Source organism: Vibrio salinus, from assembly GCF_021272385.1.
Taxonomy (GTDB): domain Bacteria; phylum Pseudomonadota; class Gammaproteobacteria; order Enterobacterales; family Vibrionaceae; genus Vibrio; species Vibrio salinus.
Genome location: NZ_JAJSDZ010000010.1, coordinates 993,388 through 1,012,608 on the forward strand (window position 1 = coordinate 993,388; position 19,221 = coordinate 1,012,608).

At 44.0% G+C, this 19,221-nt stretch carries 16 protein-coding genes; all 16 read left to right on the forward strand.

What is annotated here, in order from left to right:
• Nucleotides 1-37: 37 nt before the first annotated feature.
• The 16 genes from LRQ06_RS18130 to LRQ06_RS18205 all read left to right on the forward strand — a co-directional run bounded on the left by LRQ06_RS18130 (nt 38) and on the right by LRQ06_RS18205 (nt 18,922).
• Nucleotides 38-1,255, forward strand: coding sequence for a N4-gp56 family major capsid protein (locus LRQ06_RS18130; protein WP_232768448.1), 1,218 nt, complete (start codon nt 38-40; stop codon nt 1,253-1,255).
• 46 nt (nt 1,256-1,301) lie between these two features.
• The gene (locus tag LRQ06_RS18135) at nt 1,302-1,679 is read left to right on the forward strand and encodes a hypothetical protein (RefSeq protein WP_232768449.1); all 378 of its coding nucleotides are present in this window, start codon (nt 1,302-1,304) and stop codon (nt 1,677-1,679) included.
• Nucleotides 1,680-1,745: 66 nt separating this feature from the next.
• Complete coding sequence (locus LRQ06_RS18140; protein WP_232768450.1) at nt 1,746-2,216, forward strand: hypothetical protein; 471 nt, start codon at nt 1,746-1,748, stop codon at nt 2,214-2,216.
• Nucleotides 2,217-2,219: 3 nt separating this feature from the next.
• Nucleotides 2,220-2,810 carry a hypothetical protein gene (locus tag LRQ06_RS18145; protein WP_232768451.1) on the forward strand — a complete coding sequence of 197 codons (591 nt, stop codon included), beginning with the start codon at nt 2,220-2,222 and terminating at the stop codon, nt 2,808-2,810.
• Nucleotides 2,811-3,443, forward strand: coding sequence for a phage adaptor protein (locus tag LRQ06_RS18150; RefSeq protein ID WP_232768452.1), 633 nt, complete (start codon nt 2,811-2,813; stop codon nt 3,441-3,443).
• Nucleotides 3,444-3,455: 12 nt separating this feature from the next.
• The gene (locus LRQ06_RS18155) at nt 3,456-3,785 is read left to right on the forward strand and encodes a hypothetical protein (protein ID WP_232768453.1); all 330 of its coding nucleotides are present in this window, start codon (nt 3,456-3,458) and stop codon (nt 3,783-3,785) included.
• Between the two features lie 2 nt (nt 3,786-3,787).
• Nucleotides 3,788-4,462, forward strand: coding sequence for a hypothetical protein (locus tag LRQ06_RS18160; protein ID WP_232768454.1), 675 nt, complete (start codon nt 3,788-3,790; stop codon nt 4,460-4,462).
• 4 nt (nt 4,463-4,466) lie between these two features.
• Entirely contained in the window at nt 4,467-4,718 is a 252-nt protein-coding gene (locus tag LRQ06_RS18165) for a hypothetical protein (RefSeq protein ID WP_232768455.1), read from the forward strand.
• Nucleotides 4,719-4,727: 9 nt separating this feature from the next.
• The gene (locus LRQ06_RS18170) at nt 4,728-6,332 is read left to right on the forward strand and encodes a hypothetical protein (RefSeq protein ID WP_232768456.1); all 1,605 of its coding nucleotides are present in this window, start codon (nt 4,728-4,730) and stop codon (nt 6,330-6,332) included.
• Nucleotides 6,333-7,889 carry a phage tail tip fiber protein gene (locus LRQ06_RS18175; protein WP_232768457.1) on the forward strand — a complete coding sequence of 519 codons (1,557 nt, stop codon included), beginning with the start codon at nt 6,333-6,335 and terminating at the stop codon, nt 7,887-7,889. It abuts the gene before it with no gap.
• Nucleotides 7,889-8,287, forward strand: coding sequence for a hypothetical protein (locus LRQ06_RS18180; RefSeq protein ID WP_232768458.1), 399 nt, complete (start codon nt 7,889-7,891; stop codon nt 8,285-8,287). The genes LRQ06_RS18175 and LRQ06_RS18180 overlap by 1 nt, the downstream gene beginning before the upstream one ends.
• Before the next feature lie 8 nt (nt 8,288-8,295).
• Nucleotides 8,296-8,970 carry a hypothetical protein gene (locus tag LRQ06_RS18185; RefSeq protein WP_232768459.1) on the forward strand — a complete coding sequence of 225 codons (675 nt, stop codon included), beginning with the start codon at nt 8,296-8,298 and terminating at the stop codon, nt 8,968-8,970.
• Nucleotides 8,970-9,338, forward strand: a complete 369-nt coding sequence (locus LRQ06_RS18190) for a hypothetical protein (RefSeq protein ID WP_232768460.1) — start codon at nt 8,970-8,972, stop codon at nt 9,336-9,338. The genes LRQ06_RS18185 and LRQ06_RS18190 overlap by 1 nt, the downstream gene beginning before the upstream one ends.
• A gap of 9 nt (nt 9,339-9,347) precedes the next feature.
• Complete coding sequence (locus tag LRQ06_RS18195; protein ID WP_232768461.1) at nt 9,348-9,584, forward strand: bacteriocin; 237 nt, start codon at nt 9,348-9,350, stop codon at nt 9,582-9,584.
• A gap of 11 nt (nt 9,585-9,595) precedes the next feature.
• Nucleotides 9,596-11,020, forward strand: coding sequence for a hypothetical protein (locus LRQ06_RS18200; RefSeq protein WP_232768462.1), 1,425 nt, complete (start codon nt 9,596-9,598; stop codon nt 11,018-11,020).
• A 537-nt stretch (nt 11,021-11,557) separates the two neighbouring features.
• Nucleotides 11,558-18,922, forward strand: a complete 7,365-nt coding sequence (locus LRQ06_RS18205) for a PLxRFG domain-containing protein (RefSeq protein WP_232768463.1) — start codon at nt 11,558-11,560, stop codon at nt 18,920-18,922.
• The last annotated feature ends 299 nt before the right edge of the window (nt 18,923-19,221 follow it).

Consider the following 19,221-nt stretch of genomic DNA (forward strand, 5'->3'; position numbering starts at 1 on the left):
GCCATTGTGCCGGGCTTTTTTTGTTTGGAGAATTTTAATGACAACAATTACGAAAGCACAGGCGCGTAAGATCCAGCAGGTTGCGCTCCTTACTGCTACAAGCCGAAATCGCTCGCTTGTCAATATGATGACAGAAGCGGCGCCGAAAGCGGCCATGAAAGACAAGCGCCTTAACCGGCAAACTTCTGAACACGCGCCTATTGTCCGCTTAACGGATTTGCAAAAATCAGCGGGTGATACGGTGGATATGCAGGTTGTTCACAAATTATCAAAACGGCCAACGATGGGCGATCGTAAAATTGCTGGTCGCGGTGAATCACTGGACTTGTCAAGTTTTGAACTGAGCATTGATCAGGGACGTCATCAGGTGGATGCCGGTGGAAAAATGTCACAACAGCGTACTGTTCATGACTTGCAGAAAACAGCAAGAACCATGCTTGGAACGTATTTCAACGATTTAGATGACCAAATCGCAACGGTGCATTTCTGTGGAGCTCGCGGCGGCTATATGGCTTCCGATACCATCCTGCCTCTTGCTAACCATGATGAATATGCGGAACTCATGGTCAATGATGTTTTGCCACCGACCTATGACCGTCACTTCTTTGGTGGTGATGCGACTAAATTTGAAGCTCTTGATTCTTCGGATTTATTCACTCTGGAAAAGGTTGATGACCTTGGTCTTGCTATTGAAGAAATGGCAAATCCTATCCAGCCAATTCGCTACAAAGAAGACATGGATGCCGGTAACGAACCGTTTTATCTGCTTAATGTCACCCCTCGTCAGTGGAATGACTGGAAGCAGACCACAACATACAAGGATTGGCAGCAGATCACCGCCAACGCTATGTCACGCAGCCGTGGATTCAATCATCCTGTCTTCCGGGGCGAAACGGCCATGTGGGGTAATATTCTGGTTCGCAAATACGGTGGTATGCCTATCCGGTTTGATACTGGTGCTACTGTTAAAGTCTGTGCTAATGATAATACGGCCACTATCGGTGAGGTCACCGCCGCCGCTCGTATTGACCGGGCGTTCCTTGTTGGTGGTCAGGCACTGGCGTCAGCATGGGGTAAAACTCAGAACGGCCAGCAATTCTCTATCCATGAGGAACCAGCGGACGCCGGAAACCGCAAAGAAATTACGATTGCCTGGATGAAGGGCATGAAAAAAATCCGGTTGGCTGATAAATCAGGCCGGGTTAATGATCATGGCGTCATGGTTCTTGATACTGCAATCAGTGTCGCTAATTAAGTCATAACTGGCGGCATTGTCCGCCTTATTTCGGAGTAAAAAGACAATGGCAAAAATTAAAGCGCCGTCCATGCATGATGCTATTTATGTCGGAACTCACGGTAATTTATCATTAGCAAAAACACAAGTAACGCTCGCAGCGGCAGCAATTAATGATGTTGTGGAAATGGTTGAAATTCCTGTTGGGATTGATATTCAGGCTCTGCGTATTTCAACGTCGGGATTAGGGGATAATGTAGTCGCTGATATCAGAATCGGTGATACGACGCTTGCGTCCGACCTTGACCTGTCCGGGGAATACAGTCAGACAATTGCATGTGACCACTACACAGAAGAAAAATCAATTATAACCGTAACCATTAGAGGCGCAGCAGCGACGGGTACACTAAATGTAAACCCTGAATACCTCGCTACCGGTTATTAATCCATTCACAAATTAACCTATTAATAAGGGCGTTGTTTAACGCCTTTTTTTGTTTAAGGAGTTTATATGCCAAATTTCGATTATGTGGGGGCAAATAATGGAAATGTTTCGATTGTTTATATTGGACCCAAAAAATTCAAGACGGTAAATCGTCAGACTTTCCGGCAATATCATCCGGTACCAGTTCCTGAGCCAATGGCCGCAAATCTTCTGAAATTTCCCGATGTATTTATAGAGGAATCACAGCTTGAAGATTTCAAAAAAAATCAGGCTGAAAAAATGGCGGAAGCCGAAGCGAAGGCGAAAGAACAGGAAGCGGCTCTGGAAGCAGAAAAGCTGGCGCGTGATATGACGGTTACCGTTGGCGGGAAAGAATACGACCTTAACAAAATGACCATTTCAAAAATCAAAACATTGCTGGAAAGTGGAGACATTGAGAACGCTCCGACGAAAGATTCACAGGAAAGCGCACAGGAATACAAAGTAAAAATTCGTGACTTCCTTCGGGAAATGCCTTCTGAGCCAGTGGAGGATTAATCCTTGGACATGGTATCCGTTAATCAGTTCTTACCGGAATTAAGAACAATGATCCCTAATATCATGAATGAAATCATGAAGCGGGAAGTTGTTAAAGCCGCCCGGCGGTTTTGTGAAGATACAAATATTTTTATCATCACTGAAACGGTCAGCTCAGAAAGTGACGTTCAGACGTTTGATATTCCAAGTCTGTGGGCGGCGTCTGGTAACCGTCAGGACAAGATGGAATTTGCCAATGTTGTGCTGGTAACGGGTGATGAAGAAACCCTGTATGAAAGCAGTGATTACACCATGCCGGACAAAGGAAGCATTGCGATTGAAAAGGCGTACCGCAGTATATCGATAATGGCGTCTGTCAAGCCTGAACGAGCTGTTAACGAACTGCCAGAATCTCTCTACAACCAGTATGCTGAATTTATCTGTTATGGGGCGGCGTCAAAGCTTTACACCGTAGCCGGTCATGAAAATGGGGATCTTCATCAATACTATGAGCGTGAGTACATTGAAGGGATGCGTAAGGTAAAACGCTGGCGTTTGAATTCATTCCCTCATCAACCTTTTTCACCAAGAAAAAGAAACCGGAGTTTTTTCTAAATGACTAAAGTATCAGATTTGATTAACCGGGTAGCCCGGGAGCTCATCGATGAAAATTTTGTACGTTGGTCAAAGTCGGATCATTTAAGTTATTTTAATGATGCTATTTCGTCCATACTTCTTATTCGACCAGACTTAACAAGAAAAACTATTGAGCAAAACGTTGCTGCCGGAGAATATAAAATTTCACTCCCGGAATCTGCGTATAAGCTACTCAATGTAAATCATTTTGATGGTTATTCGCTGGCGTACATTGATTTGGAAGAATTGAATGCGATTTTACCTAACTGGCGAAAAAAGACCGATGAATACCCTGAACGATGGACAAGAAATCATAAAGAAGATACGGCTTTTTTTATTTATCCATCTCCCAATAAGTCGGCAAACATTGAGTATGATTTTTCAGAAGAAATAAGCGCTCTCGATATCGCAGATGATTTCCCGTTAAAGCAAATTTACGAAGTTATGGTATTCGATTTTATGATGTATCGGGCTTATTCCAAGGATGGTCAGGATTCGACAGAACTGGAAAAAGCGAACTCTCATTATCAGGCTTTTACGCTTTCATTAACCGGGAAGGTCCAGGCAGATCAGCAAGTAAGTACACCGCCTAAAGAAATACCACTGAGATAAGGAGTCGATAAATTGCCAGCGGGATTACAGGTTTTTACTTCTAGTGGGTTAAAGATACTTGATACCTCTTCGTTGATTGGTCGGCAAATAGGTTCTTTTACTGTCCCTGCTAATTCTGTATCAGGGGCGGTGACGGTTGTGGGGTTAGATCAGGGTATCCCTTTCGTTATCCCTCAGGTATCAGGAGGAACAACCGGAGTGTTTTTAGGGACTCAGGTCGTCAATGCTATCTTTGTTCCTAAGTGTACGTTTTCAGGTACGACCGTTTCATGGTCCAGAAATTCAAAGGGGAGTGCGCCTTATACGTTGCCTGCCGTCACTTTTTTTGTCGGAGTGTATTGAGCGTGTCAGGGTATTTTCAGGCTTTCAATGACAGCGGGAATTACTTAATTGATGGTGTCTACAAGAGCTTTGTTTTAAGCCGCAAGTTAACCGTGACAACCTCTGTTAACGTGCAAAGCAAATATCGCTATGTGGATATTTCTGTCAGCTCTGGTGAAATCATCGCCATCCGCTCTGGTGTGCCGGTTTTTTTGATTTTCAGAAGCAGTACCGTTATCCGGCTCGGAACTAATGGAACAGCAGCAAGAGCCTTTACCGTTTATATTTTTAAAAATAATCCAACGCCCGAAGATTCGGGGGCCGGACTGGAAGTCTACAACGCCGCCGGGGAGTGTGTTTATAACTCGGTGCAGTTGCCGCTTAACATCGTTGGCATAAAAACGGGACTGTCTTCTTTTACCTTTGATACGTCAAGGATCTATGCGGCGGTCATCATCTCTTCATCAGGGACATTGACAAGTGCGTATACGGCGGTGATGGGACCCAATATCATCTTTCATTTATACATCGGTGTCACCAGTGGTGTTAACTATGTGAGCGGTGGGATTCAGACAAGTAATGTGGAATATTACTCATCACAATCCAATGAAACGTACAGCAGCGGCCAGAGTTACCCCTCTTATTCGTATTCCGGCAAGGAATGCAAAATCGCAATCATCGATGTGACAGGCTATTAGTACAATGAAACTGGTTAAATACACAAATCAACTCGAGAACGGGATGGTTCACACGTTTCTGGTTGACACAGAGACAAAGAAAACGCTGGTGAAACTGACGGACAAAGAAAAAGGTCTCGTTGGGCATTATTTTGAGCCAGAGGCGCTCAGTCAGGAAAACCTTAATATTCTCTTAAGTGGCCAGTCGAACTGGAACCTCGCCAACACCGATGATAGTGATACCAAGGCATTTATTCATCACTTTCCCCAAATTTGAGTTGTTATTATGCTAATCGATATTCCTCTTATGAAGGGCGAAACGCCACTTCTTAAACCTCATTTGCTTTCTAATGAATCCGCGACAATCGCCAAAGATTGCCAATTTGATCGGGGTGTTATTGCACCGACTAACACAAACTTGTTGTCTTTTTCGATGCCGGAAGAGCCGACCACCATTTTTAAATACAATGATAAATGGCTGTACTGGAATGTTCTGACGGATGCCATAAAAAGCCCAATCGCCCAGGATCCTTACGACCGTATTTACTGGACCGGGGAAGATAAGCCCAAAGTGACCGCTCAGGATATTGCGTTAGGCAGCAATGGTTATGGTCCGGCAGCATCTTACGATCTTGGTGTGCCTGCTCCAGAATCAGCACCGGTTGTGACTAACATCGATACTTCGACGGGAGATGATCCGGAAGAGGGCGAGCTGGACAGTTATGACGATGAAGACAGGGTTTACATTCAAACGTATGTGACCCGGTTTGGTGAAGAAGGGGCTCCGGGCGACCCATCAGATACCGTTGTTATCGAAAAGCCGGGTTCAACGGTCACCATTGATTTAGTGCAGCCAGGCGCTAATACACACAACATTACTCATACCCGTCTTTACCGATCTGTTACTTCATCCAGTGAAAGCGACTATATCCTGGTTGCGGAGCTGCCTATTTCGCAGGAAGAGTATATCGATTCTGAAAAGAATGTGTCCGGCGCCACTCTTGAAACTTATGATTACGATGTACCTGATTCAGATATGTCAGGGCTTTGCATGATGGCAAACGGCATTGCGGCAGGATTTGCCGGTAACGAAGTGATGTTTTCCGAAGCGTATCTTCCGTATGCATGGCCTTCTTCTTACCGGTTAACCACAGAACATGAGATTGTCAGTATTGCCTCGATCGGTAATTCATTAGTAGCAGCGACTAAAGGATATCCCTATCTGTTTAGTGGTGTGAGTCCGGGTTCGATTACCGGAACGAAGCTGAATGTTGAGCAAGCCTGTGTGAGCGCCCAGTCCATGGTGGTTCTTAATGGCATGGTATTTTATGCCTCTCCGGATGGTCTGATAGTGGTAAGCAGTGACGGGGCAGTCAATGCGACAGACCAACTTATCACAAGAGTGCAGTGGCAGGCGTTAAAACCGGAAAGCATCAAAGCTGTTGCCGTTGAAGGTAAATATGTGGCTCAGGCCGAAGGCAACGCTTTTATATTCGATCCGACATCACAAGATATTGTCTACATCAGCGACCAGTGGCAATGCTCGTTTAATGATCTGGAAAGTGACCGGCTTTATATCGCTGATGGAAAAACAGTCTATGAATGGCGAAAAGGCGACGAGCTCAACGCCTTTGAATGGCAGAGTAAAGAATTTCTTCTGACCATTAATACTTCGCTGTCATCCGCCCGGATACATGCTGATGAGCCTGAAAAGTTGAGTGTGACTATCATTGCGGATAACAGCGACATTATCACCATTGCAGAGGGTAGCCTGACCAATCAGTCTTTTCGTCTTCCGGCAGTGAGAGCAGCCAGATGGAAAGTAAAAATAACCGGTACATCTGGCGTGGATCGGATACTGGTCGGCAGTAATATGCAGGAGCTGGTTTAAATGGCAAAAACGGCATTCCGGGCGGGAAGAGATAATCAGGCTGTACAGGAAAACATTGAGCTGCTTACCGGGCAGAGGGGGAATCAATTAGACCGAGCCGTTACGCTTCGGGATTTGGCATCGTCCGGTATAACTCAAATAAAAAAGAGTGGTACCGGGACTTACACCATTCAGAAGTTTACCCAGACTTCGGTTAGCTCTGGCTCTTCAGGTAATAGCAGCAATCAGGCGATTGATACCCCAACAGTACCAACCGGCTTAGAAGTTTCAGGCGCATTTAGTTCTATTTCCATCAAGTGGGATGCGCCAACGTATAACGGACATTCTCATACTGAAATATGGCGGGCAACTGGTGAAACGTTTTCTGATGCGGTCTTAATTGCGACGACACCTGCAACGGTGTTTGGTGATATGGTCGCAACCGGCAGCCAGTATTACTACTGGATCCGTCACATCAATACGGCAGATAAAGCAGGTCCATACAATGCAACGTTGGGAACCCTGGGGAAAACTAATGACGATATTTCAGATATTGTTGATGATCTTGGCACTCAGCTTGAAAATTCAGAGCTAATAAAAACGCTCAATAGTAACCTGTCAGGCACCGAGCAGTCGTTAACGCAAAAGATTAACGAGCAAAAAAGTACGCTTCAGGAAGCCGACCAAAATTTAAGTGATAGCCTGTCGGATCTTTCCTCATCGGTCGAAAAGAATCAAAGTAGCGTTGAATCGTTGTCAAAAACGGTCACTGATAATGAGTCATCAACAGCGACACGTATTGATTCTCTGACTTCATCCATTGGCACGAATAAGAGCAGTATTGAATCGTTGTCAAAAACGGTCACTGATAATGAGTCATCAACAGCGACCCGTATTGATTCTCTGACGTCATCCATTGGCGCGAATAAGAGCAGTATCGAATCGTTGTCTAAAACAGTAACCGATAACAAAAGTGCTAGTTCGACAAAGTTTACCGAACTTGAATCATCAATCGGTGATAACAAAAGCAGTCTTGAAACATTATCGCAGACGGTAGCCACAATAAACGATGATGGAAGTCAGGCATTCAAATCCATGTGGGCCGAGAAAGCGACCGCAGGAAACATCACGGCAGGGATTGGCATTCTTGCAGCCGACGATGGAACCAGTCAGGTGGCTATCTCAGCAAGTCAGGTCTTCGTCTTTGACCCGAACACTGAAGATTCTCTGACTCCACTGCTTGCAGTCAATAACGGTGCAGTCACAATCCCCAAGGCGTTTATTCAGGATGCGGTCGTGGAAACGCTTGAAGCGCAGGACATTACCGCAGATAAGGTTAGTGCCGGGGCGGAAATTAGCTCACCGGTGATCACTGGCGGAACCATCAAAGGGGCCGAGGCGGGGTTCGGCTCTGGTGATTTTAGTGGCTATGCCACTCACATTGATACCAACGGGTTAATTAGGACGAAAACCCTGTACCTGAAGTCCGGAGATAGCAGCACGTATTTACTTATTGAAGACGGTTTGTTGCAGGTTGTGGCTAATGGTGTTCTAAGGGTTAAATTAGGGATTTGGTAATGAGGTTTGCGTTTGCGAGTTATCAGAAACACCGGTTGCGAGTGCTTCCGGTTCTTAGGCGTACGGATGAAAAAAATAAGCATAATTTTGCGGATGAAGTGGATATGGCCCTGTTAGATGACAGGGCTTTTTTATTTCTGTGTGACGGTGGTTTTATTGTCCTTCAGCCGATAGTCAAGGATGGCTCATCATGGGTAAATATCATGTTTGCGTACTCATGGGGAACCACGGCGCTTCCCTGCTATATGAACGATATTTTTCATCTTGCCGGTGATATCGGGGCTGTTGGGGTTGAGCTCTATACCGTAGTTAAGAAGCTGGAAAGATTTCTTATCCGTAAAGGTTTTTCTAAGGACAGCGGCAATAACAGAATTCAACATTGGGTTAAACGGTTTTGAGGTGATATATGGGCGGCGGCGGTAGCAGCGAGCAGAAAGAAACATCGTATGAAAAGGCGGCAGCAGATGTCGCTCAGAAAGAATGGAATCTCTACACCAATGAGCTATCCCAGTATGAGGATAACTTTATTGAGCGTGTCGGGAATTATAACAGTGATTCTAATATGGCTAACGCTAAGTCTGATGTGGATGTGAATTACAACTCAGCTTACAGCGATACAAGAGATCAACTGGCTGACAATATGGCGGCATCGGGAATAAACCCGAACAGCGGGAAGTTTCAGGAAAATATGGCCGATACTGTTACCGATCAGGCAGAGAATCAGGCGGACACAGTAGACCGGGCTCAGTCGTCTGAGCAGGATAAATACATTGCCGGATTACAGGACGTAACGGCAATGGGGATGGGTGAGAAAGGAGACGCCTTATCTGGATTAAGTGATGTGGCCAATATGAGTGCGAGCAAGGCCGCAAGTGATGCGCAGGACGATTTTAACAAGAGAGCGTCTAATCAGCAGCTTGCGGGAGCGGTTGCCGGGGCAGGCCTGAGTAGTTACCAGAATTCTTTGAAATCAAGCGGCACCGGACTTTCAAGTTATGGCTCAGATGGCTACAGCTCATATTCACTTTCATCCAATAAAGAATATAACCCACAATCAAACACATACTTTGGAGGGCGATAATGGGGGTAGCTTCTGATACTTATGCGTCATTGACCAGACAACAATATAACGATTGGTATAACCGGTTTTACCCGGTTCAAAAGCAGCTTTTAGAGAAAACGCAATCTGGTGAGCTGTTAAATGAGCAGCTTGACCGGGCGGATGAAAATGCCGCGAGTTCTCTTGATGCGGCGCAGGAATCCGAATCGGCAAAAATGGGGCGTTATGGTTTGAGTGGTACAGTCGATTCCAGTCAGAAAGCAAAGCTTGCTTTATCCAATGCCGCGACGAAAAACAACCTGCGTGATTATGAGAAAGAGCGTTCTATGGGGGTTCTTTCCGGGGCAGGCTATGCCCTTAAATCCGCCGCAACTTCTTCCTCAAGTTAGGAGACAGTCATGTCATACAGTTTATTGAGTCTTGCTGGCGATACCAAAAGAAGTGCCATGAAAGGACTGAGGGATGCTGCGGTTAGAGAAACCCAGCGTGAAAATAATAATGAGCAGCTTAAGCAGGCTGAAAAGCAGCAGACCATGAGCTCTGTTGGGAGTGGCGCTGCTATCGGTGCCTCTTTTGGTCCATGGGGTGCGCTCGCTGGTGCAGGTGCCGGTTACGTTATTGGTGAACTATTTTAGAGGTATCCGTAATGGGATTAGATACACGCGGTTTTATGGATGGTGCTTTGCGCGGTTATGATTTAATGGATCGCCATTACTCCCGGGAACGTCAGAACAAGTTAACTGACGAACGCATGGAGATGCAGAGAGAAAATAACGCTTTGCGTCAGGCATCAATGGAGCAGCAAATGAGTCTTCGAGATATAGAAGCCAAAAGAGCCGATGAGGACTATGACCGGAAATATGGCACTGTCAGTGAAGATGGTAAGCGAACTGGGGGTACTTATCAGGAAGACCGGGAACTTGCCAAAAAGCAAGCCGAACAAAACGCGAATTTACGGAATGCTCAGATCGAATCAGCAAAAGCAAGTGCTGACAATTCTAAGTATCAGATGGAGCAGGCTAAAAAAGCGAACGAAATTCAGCAAAACTTACCATTGATTCAGTCCGGGTGGAAAGAGTGGGGAAAATCAGAAGAAGTCCCCGAAGTCTTCAATAATAAATACATCAAAGGCAGTGCTTACGACCCAAGGCGTTATATGGAAAAGGATATCAATGACGCATTTACGACATTGCAGGAAAAGTTACCACAGATTATCAAAAATAAAGACGCCATGAACGATCCGGAATTCGTTTCAGCTTTGGGTGTGATGTATAAAAATCAGGTAAGAGGTGTTATTGGTCAGATCGATCCGATAACAGGTAAAAAAATTAAAGATGCGAAACTGGGCGGGGTTCACTTAGCTAAGGACATCGATCCTAATCAGCCAGGTGATCAGCCCGGAGTTGTACTAACAACGCTGGTTAACTACGGTGATGGGAAATGGATTCCAAAACCAATCAGCAATAGCAGAAGTACTGATCAGAATGACGGTGTAAAAGTGATCCCTTTAGCGTCTGCAATGCGTGATATTACCTCTCAATTAGGAATGTGGCGTCAGGCCTCTAAATCGCAAGCATATAAGTCCATCTTTAAACCAGATCAAGCCGATGCTAAAAATCAGGCGGCATACCGGGATAAAGCAGCTGAGATTGAAAAAGAGCGGTTGCAGGCAATTGGTAAGCTTGATGCTTCATTGGGTGAAGAAGGCTATAAAACACAGGTTGAACAGATTAACCGGACAGCCGAAGAAGCGAAAAATAACCTGAAACGTTTATATTCGGGTGAAATACAGGGTAAGACCTCAGAAGTAGAATCACAACCGGGAACAAGCGTTCCAGCGTGGGCCAATGGTGATCCAAACAAGATTAAGTTTGCTGATTTTTTACAGAGCCAGGGTGAAAATGTTGAGGCTATGTCTGCTAAACAACTTAATGATGAGTATGCAGATTACAGCGAGCACTTGAAACGTCAGGAGGACGAGAAACGAGCTCAGGAAATCATCGATAATAACGCAATGATAACCCGTGATTCTAAAGGTAATCCAACATACAGCGATATTCCTGTTCAGTAATCTACGCCCATTAATGTAAGGGAACCGTGAAACAGGACTCCCTTTTCTATTAACTAAAATTCAACCAAACAAAAACCCCGAAGTGCGCCTAACACTTCGGGGTTTTCTGTTTCCAACGTTACAAGGATAACGAGGACTTATGACTAATTATATCAAACTAATTTTGGAGTTTCTAACTATGAGTAGAAAATTACCAACCTGGAAATTCATCATGATTTGGTTTCTGTTCTTCTGCGGTATTGTGCTTTTTGGTTCAGCGTCGTTAATCACCGCGATTAACTCATGAGCAAAGCGTAAAAAGGGTCTTGTGACGAAATTCGGGAGTGCTAACTATGAGTGAAAAGCTATCAAACTGGCGATTCTTTCTCGTATGGGTGATATTTTTCATCCTAAGTTTTTCTTACTTAATTAGTGCAATAAGGTGGTGGTAACCATATGAAATTATAGATTTATTTTATTTATCACTAAAAGACTTCAAACACCTTCATCCGCCCTTTATTGGCGGTTTTTTTATGTCTGTAATCCGGAGAATAACCAATGCAAGACAATGAATTGCTAGGTGAAAACCCTAACGCTACCGTTAATGCTAAAACCAATATGAACCGGGAAGCTGACTTCTCTGACGCTTCTTTAGATAATTGGTACAAATCGAGAAAACCTTTCTTCTCACAAACGACTTCTGTCAATACACCTCAATCGACAACATCTGCAAAAGATTACGATGTTTCTTTAGGAGATGTCGCAAAATCCGTTGGTGTTGGGGCTCTTGGAATGGTTTCCGGTATTGGTGAATTATCGGAGCAGTTAACCGGCTATGGTGAAGGTCTGAGAGATGCCGCTCAATCAGGGTCTGATTACCTTGTTGATTCAATGACAGATGATGGTAAAGCTGCAATTAATGCGGATCTTATTAACGATGAAGACGGTATTAAATTAGGATCTGGTGCTGGAGATATCGATGTTTGGGCAATGAAATTTGCTCAGGGAATTGGCTCTTTAGCTGGTGGATTTGTTCTTGGCGGTGGTGCAGGAAGTGTGACAAGAATGGTTGCTTCTTCCATGCTAAAACGTGGTGCATCTACAGCTATTGCCAGTCAGGTTGCTGCAAGAACAGCTCAAATTCTGGAATCAGGGGTGACAGCGGCACCTATGATTGCTGGTTCCCATGGCGGCGCTATGCTGGATAGTCGCAATGATGTCATGAATATGGATGCAGGGGTTTTATCTGAAAAATCTGAATACTTCAGAAATGCTTTACGTGAAGTTTCAGGCGATCCGAATAACAGCAACCTTAGCGCCACTGAAAAGGTTAATTTAGCGAAAGAGAAAACCGCTGACTACGCCAGTAAAATGACCGGGTTAGATCCGACTACTATTGCGGCATCTGTTATTGGTGGTGCCGGTGACAGACTCTTGTTTGAATCATTGGCTGGTAAAGCAGGACAAGGGGTTATCCGGGGAACTCTGAGGGGGGCAGCCACAGAGGGACTTTCAGAAGGTATCGAAAATGCAGGGCAAACCTACGGACAAAATGTATCTATTAACGATGTGGCCGGTACCAAACGGGATCCGCTTGAAGGTGTTGCGAAAAATGCTATTGAAGGGGCTGCAATTGGAGCACTTACCGGCGCGGTACCCGGTGGCGTTGGTGGTGTTCGGGGTAAGTTTAAATCCTCTGCTGAAGACAATGCGATTGACGGGGAACATAAAGATATCTCTGAAAATACGCAGCAAGAGTCAGCTCCTGAAAACGGTGCGAATACGTTCGAAGAGGTACCACCGGTCCAGATTGACAACGAAAACCTGGATATTCCTGCTTATGAACGAAAAGACCAGATAAGGACACCGATTCAGGGTAATTTCAAAGAAGATCCAAATAATCTTGATATTCCAGCGTATGAACGTCAGGGAAAATTCATTGATAGTAAAGAATCTACACCGGATGAAAGTGTTCAGTCTGCGCCCGGTCCTTTCAATTCTTCTGATAAAGAAGCGTTAAAAGAAGATCTGACAAAAGCCGTTGACGAATTAAAAGCCGCCCTCAAAGAAGACAGGGATGACGGCCGGGCCAGTGTTGCAAAGCTTGATTTATCCCGATATCTGACGTCGATAGAGTCTGATGAAAACCTGACACCGGAACAGTTGGAAGTCGTTCGGAAAAACAGCAATGAAATTTATAATAAATATTGGGGGATTGCTGATAATCAGGAATCGTCACAAGCTGAACTTTCTATTCAACAAGCACCAGCTAAAGAGCCTGGCTCTCTGCAAGAAAAATTAGATGAAACGATCAATGCTAAGAAAGAAACTCAGCCAGAAAGTAAACTTGTAAAAAATGATATGCAGTCATCTCTCGATCATCTGATTGAAGAGCGGAACAAAGAATACAACCAGATCCGGGAAAGGGTTAAGTCAAACCTTCTGGATGAAGATAAAGGCAATGAAGCGCTCATCGATCGGTTAGCACAAACTGAATTTGATTATAAATACAACAACCAGAAACCAGATGATGCTGAACCTGAAAAGCCTCAACAATATCAGGATACATTTCGTGCGGAAGACAAGGAAGCAGCTAACGCTGTCATCGATGCCCGATCAGCGAAAGCAAAAGAAGCGGCATTACAACGACAGGCAGAGCAGGAGCGGTCCGGGCAGCCTCAACCCAAAGTAAACCCTAATGTTATCACGAAGCAAGACGGTCAACCTGTCACCCGTTCATTTGCAAAATCGAAAGAAGAAGCCAGAAATAACGAAGTCGAGCGTGTTAAAGGCATTAAGCGTGATGCAAAACAGAGGGAGCTCGAACGTGCATTCGGTAGCAACACAGTCAAAACCGGTTTAAGTAAGCGTCTGCGCCGTAAAATTCAACGGGCAAAAGGTTTTGATAATGAAAAAGTATTAGACGAATTTCGGAACAACGAGAAGCGTCTGCAGGCTTTTCATGATGAAGCCCGTAGACAGGCAGACATTGAAGCGAATAAGCCTGAAAATGTTAAACGCCGTAAATCAGCACAGGCCTTGTTTGAAGAAAAAATCTCCTCTCCTGAAGCTAAACAGTTTGCTGAAAACCTGATCACTGAATCCATTAAAAATGTAAACACAACATTGGATCAAAGTGCCGGTACAGTGCTTGAAATGGATGGACAGGAATCTGATTTGCCTAAAGTGAAAAAACAAATGGCAAACAGTATCCGCACTCTTGCTAATAAGTTTATCGGGAAGACTGCAGCACTTAATGACAACCTGCGAGCAAAAGCCTTAGAAAAAAAAACTCAGGAAGCAGCATCGATAACAGAAAAAGTAGAGCAAGCCGCTCAGGAGACTAACGCCGCACCAACGGAAGGGCAGAAAGAGGCCGGTAATTATAAAAAGGGAGCAGTCAATATTCAGGGCATGACCGTGGCTATTGAAAATTCTAAAGGCAGCACCCGATCAGGTCGTGACCCTAATGGTAAATCATGGTCAGTTAAAATGAAAAATCATTACGGGTATGTCAAGGGAACTAACGGTGCTGATGATGATCCGGTAGATGTCTTTATTGGTCCAAATCCTGAAAGCGATAAAGTATTCGTTATTGATCAGGTTGATCCGGATACTGGAAAGTTTGACGAACATAAGGCCATGCTTGGGTTTGATGATATTGACTCGGCAGAAAAAGCTTATCAGTCCAATTACTCAAAAGGTTGGAAAGGTCTCGGTAATATTAATGAGACCACCGTCGAACAGTTTAAAGATTGGCTAAATTCGGATAAGACCAGTAAGCCTTTTGAAAATCCAAAGGGAAAAAATCAAGGCAGTGAAAATGTTAAAGAAAGCCTTGATTCGATCATTATAGATAAACCTGAAACCAGTTTTTCCCTCGAGTCGGTTACCAGTTCAAGACCAGAAAAAGGTATGACATTGAAATCGGCAAAACTTGCCGCCGATCAATGGCTGAATAAATACAAAGGCGGTGCCGGGGTTAAATTACGTGTGGTTAAAACTCAGCAGGAAGCGGAAAGCATCCTTGGTACTAAATTTGGTGATCAGTTTGTCCATGCCTTATACAACGGCGATAAAGGCGAGGTTGTTGTTGTTGCTGACAACATTGCTAATCCAAAACAGCTACGGCAAAAATTAAGACATGAAATTTTAGTACACCACAGTCTGCAGTCAGTCATCGGTGACCATGAGTATAACCGGATCATGGATCTGGTTAGCAAGAGTAAAGATTCTCGCTTCATGAAAGATATCTGGTCTGATGTAGAGAAAAACTATTCTGATTTAAGTCCGCATGAGAAAGCTGAGGAAGTTCTTGCCAAAGCGGCAGAGTCAGAAAGAGGGGCCGTTCATAAATGGCTTGATCGGATTGTAGGCGTTATAGCAGAAGCTCTAAGACAAGCCGGATTGCTTTCTGAATCCGATATTACTCAATCTGAAATGTATAACATTGTTCGTACATTAGGGGATAGGGTTAGGAAAACGAAACCGCGCCCTCAGGGACCTGATAACAATGGACAAAGTGTTAAGTTCTCTCAGTCAAAAGAGGACTTAGATAATTATCAGTCCAAGCTTTATAAAGCAATGAAGTCTTTAAAAAGTCGTGTAGATCCAGTAAAGGTGATGGATACCCCAGACGTTCTTAAACATGTGGGCATGCCTGATTTACCGATTTATATCTCAAGGGATATTGTTAGAAAGGCAACTAATGGCGTGAAGGAAGATCATGACTTTGATATGAGTGTCATAGAAGATTTGCCGAACTTACTCTCTGATCCTATTGCTATATTTAAACCGAAAAACCAGGCTATTTCTAAAGATGGCAGTAAAAACATTCTTGTTGAGGCTACAACGTTAGCAGGTAAAAAAGCTGTGGTAGCCATACACGCTAATGTGCAAGACCATCGGATGGTTGTAAATAGGATAGCTAGTGTTCACGGTAGGTCAAATCAGAACTATAACGGTTGGATTAGAGAAGGATTATTAGAGTATATAAAAAGCAAAAACCCTGATTGGCTGCGTTTGCAAGGGCTACAATTGCCCAAGGAGCGCACCTTCCATCAGGGCTCTAATAAAAGTCTACTTACTAAAGATGATATTGTCAAAATTCAGGACTCTGATAAAAACACTATTAAGTTCTCCCGAACCTCCCAACCGAAGACGATTGATGAAGCTTTAGAGCAGATCACGCCTAAAGAGCGATTTGAAGGGGTAACAACTGCAATAGGAAGGGCAGTTAAAAAAGCCGTTCAATCTAAAGCTGGTGGCGCCATAAAAGGTGATCTTGGTCTTGGTGCTGTAACTTTACGGCAATTGTCTGATCTTGCAAATCATAAGCTTCCTCAGGTTAAAAATTATGTTGATACGGTCCATAAAATGCTGACTCAACGAAATCAGTTGGCGTTTGATGCGCACGAAATGGCTAATTTCGTCAGGAAGTGGGCAGCAAGAAACCGAAAAGCGGCAGATGAAATGTTTGATGTTGCTCACCTGGCAACGGTTGAAGGTGTGGATCCGGACAAAGAATTTAAGTCGGCCAAGGAAACACTGGAAAAGCGCATTCAGCACTTAGAGAAAGTGAATGAAGGTAGTCATAAAACCAATGAACAAATGGCCGAGTTAAAAGAGCTCCGGAATATGCTTGAAGGCGAACCTCGCCGGATGAGAAAGCATGCAGAGCTGAGAGCTCGGTTCTATAAAATGCCGAAAGAAGCACAGCACCATTACCGGGAAATGCGTGATAAGTATCAGCAGCGGCATCAGTTATATAAAAATCTGCTTGAAGAGCAGATTCAACATGCCGAAATAGATAACCGCATTAAGAAACAGCGGATAGCCGAGTTAAAAGCTCAATTTGAGCTACAAGAAGTGATGGCGCCATATTTCCCGCTTTCCCGGTTTGGAGATTACTGGATTAGTACCACTGACCGTAATGGTGAAAAACAATTCAGGATGTACGAGTCTGAAAAGGATCAGCAGATTGCTAAAAAGAAACTGGAAAGTAGTGGCTATCAGGTATTAGCCGGTTACAAACTGGAAAAGAACCCAGCCATTGAAGGTGCCAGCTTAAGCTTTGTGTCTGATCTAATGAACAAGGTCGAAGAGTCCAGTCTGAATGAACTGAAGAAAGGTGAGTTAAAAGACACTATCTATCAGATGTATCTGCAATCTCTGCCCAGCCGATCTATGCGAAAACAATTTATGCACCGGCAGAAAGTTAAAGGTTGGAGTAATGATGCTTTGAGGGCGCTTGCCGAGAACATGATGAAAGGCTCTTATCAGTTAGCCAGGCTACAATATTCTGACGAATTGACTAAGCATGTATCTGATGCAATTAAAGTGGCCGGCAACAGTGGGGATAACCAATCATCACGTTATGCCAATGAACTTTTAAAACGTCACCAGTGGGTAATGAATCCAACACATTCTAAAGCAGCTCAGAAAATAACATCACTTGGATTTTTATACATGCTTGGGTTTTCTCCTGCAGCAGCGGCGATTAATACCACACAGAACTTTGTTGTAGCATTGCCAATGATCGGAAGTAAATTTGGTTTTGGTAAAGCCAGTGCTGAATTGGCAAAAGCGACTAAGGAATTTATCGCGGCAAAAGGAAGCATTAAAAATAAATTAAAGGATATAGATGAGTTGGCCGCATTTTCTCAGTGGTATGACAGTGGCTTGCTTGATTCAACCAACGCTCATGATTTGGCCGGGATGGCAGAAGGCCAAAACTGGAGTTATAACCCGGCGTATGAAAAGTTTGCCGGTTTGATGTCCGGATTGTTTAATGCTGCAGAAGTATATAACAGGGAAACAACGGCATTAGCTGCTTACCGGTTAGCAAGAAAAGGAGGCATGAAGCACGAAGAGGCAACCAGATATGCAGAAGATCTAACCTGGAATGCCCACTTTGATTATACAAACGTTAACCGTGCCCGTTATATGCAGGCCCCGTTTATGAAAGTAGCAACTCAGTTTAAACAGTACTCTCAAAACATGACATATTACCTGATGCGAAACGCTTACAACTCATTCAAGGGAATGACAAAAGAGGACAGGGTGGAAGCGAGTAAGCAGCTTATAGGTACTTTGGGAATGACGGCTTTGATTGGTGGTATGTCTGCACTACCGCTCAGTCTTGTTTACTCCATGGCTAATGGGTTCAATGCTTTATTTGGTGATGATGACGAGCCATTTGATGCAGAAACAGAGTTTAAGTCATATCTTTCCAGTGTTATCGGCGGTGGCATGGCTGATAAAATTATTTACGGGGCTGGGGGAGCTGGCATATCTCCAAGAATTTCATTGGATGGTATGTGGATTCGTGATCCAAACCGGGATATGGAAGGGGAAGATACCTGGAGCTTCTATGCACAGCAGGCCGCTGGACCAGTTCTTGGTGGAACAGTATTACAAGCTATTAAATCATTAGACAAAGTTGCTGATGGTGAATATTACCGGGCTATAGAGGGTGTTTTACCTAAGGTATTCAAGGATACAATGAAGGCTTACCGGTATGGTGATGAAGGCGCTTTAAATTACCGGGGAGATGCTTATATGGAATCTGGTGATTTCGATGATATGGATTTGGCACTACAGGCGCTGGGTCTAACACCATCTGAACTATCAAAACAATATCAGCTCAACAATGCCCGGAAAGAATATGAACAGCATGTTCTTGATCGCCGTTCAGGTCTTATGAGTGCCTACTATCTTGCATGGAAGCAAAAAGATGAAGATTTAATGCTGGATGCTCAGAAGGCAATTAGTAAGTTCAATCGGAAATATCCGAAGCTGGCCTTAGATTCGAAGTCCATCAAGCGATCCATTAAAACTCGCCAGCGTTACAGTAAACAGAGTTCTAACGGAATTAATCTAAATAAGAATCTGAGGAATTTTGAGACAGCAGTGGTTTGGTAATAAAACAAGTCGTTATTTAATATCCTAACTCGAAATTGGACAAAAGCGTTTTAGCTCTTTAATTTTTTTAGGACATTAATAGTCGCTTCACCGAATGAACCGTCGTAATGCTGTTTGGGTAAATTGAAAATAAAGGTATCTTTAATTAAATAAGTCTGTATAGTAGATCCTGCTCTGACAAAGAGTTGTTTCAAGATAAAGTATAAAGAAAGTCTTCCAGCGTCATTCCTAGCAAGTTTCTCTCTGTAATCTCCCTTAATTCATTATCCTAAAAATGATACCTATGTTCAGTGCACCTT

Coding starts and splice junctions, on each gene's coding strand:
- LRQ06_RS18185 (WP_232768459.1), top strand. CDS start 8,296: ATGGGCGGCGGCGGTAGCAGCGAGCAGAAAGAAACATCGTATGAAAAG.
- LRQ06_RS18190 (WP_232768460.1), top strand. CDS start 8,970: ATGGGGGTAGCTTCTGATACTTATGCGTCATTGACCAGACAACAATAT.
- LRQ06_RS18195 (WP_232768461.1), top strand. CDS start 9,348: ATGTCATACAGTTTATTGAGTCTTGCTGGCGATACCAAAAGAAGTGCC.
- LRQ06_RS18175 (WP_232768457.1), top strand. CDS start 6,333: ATGGCAAAAACGGCATTCCGGGCGGGAAGAGATAATCAGGCTGTACAG.
- LRQ06_RS18165 (WP_232768455.1), top strand. CDS start 4,467: ATGAAACTGGTTAAATACACAAATCAACTCGAGAACGGGATGGTTCAC.
- LRQ06_RS18180 (WP_232768458.1), top strand. CDS start 7,889: ATGAGGTTTGCGTTTGCGAGTTATCAGAAACACCGGTTGCGAGTGCTT.
- LRQ06_RS18150 (WP_232768452.1), top strand. CDS start 2,811: ATGACTAAAGTATCAGATTTGATTAACCGGGTAGCCCGGGAGCTCATC.
- LRQ06_RS18205 (WP_232768463.1), top strand. CDS start 11,558: ATGCAAGACAATGAATTGCTAGGTGAAAACCCTAACGCTACCGTTAAT.
- LRQ06_RS18130 (WP_232768448.1), top strand. CDS start 38: ATGACAACAATTACGAAAGCACAGGCGCGTAAGATCCAGCAGGTTGCG.
- LRQ06_RS18140 (WP_232768450.1), top strand. CDS start 1,746: ATGCCAAATTTCGATTATGTGGGGGCAAATAATGGAAATGTTTCGATT.
- LRQ06_RS18135 (WP_232768449.1), top strand. CDS start 1,302: ATGGCAAAAATTAAAGCGCCGTCCATGCATGATGCTATTTATGTCGGA.
- LRQ06_RS18200 (WP_232768462.1), top strand. CDS start 9,596: ATGGGATTAGATACACGCGGTTTTATGGATGGTGCTTTGCGCGGTTAT.
- LRQ06_RS18170 (WP_232768456.1), top strand. CDS start 4,728: ATGCTAATCGATATTCCTCTTATGAAGGGCGAAACGCCACTTCTTAAA.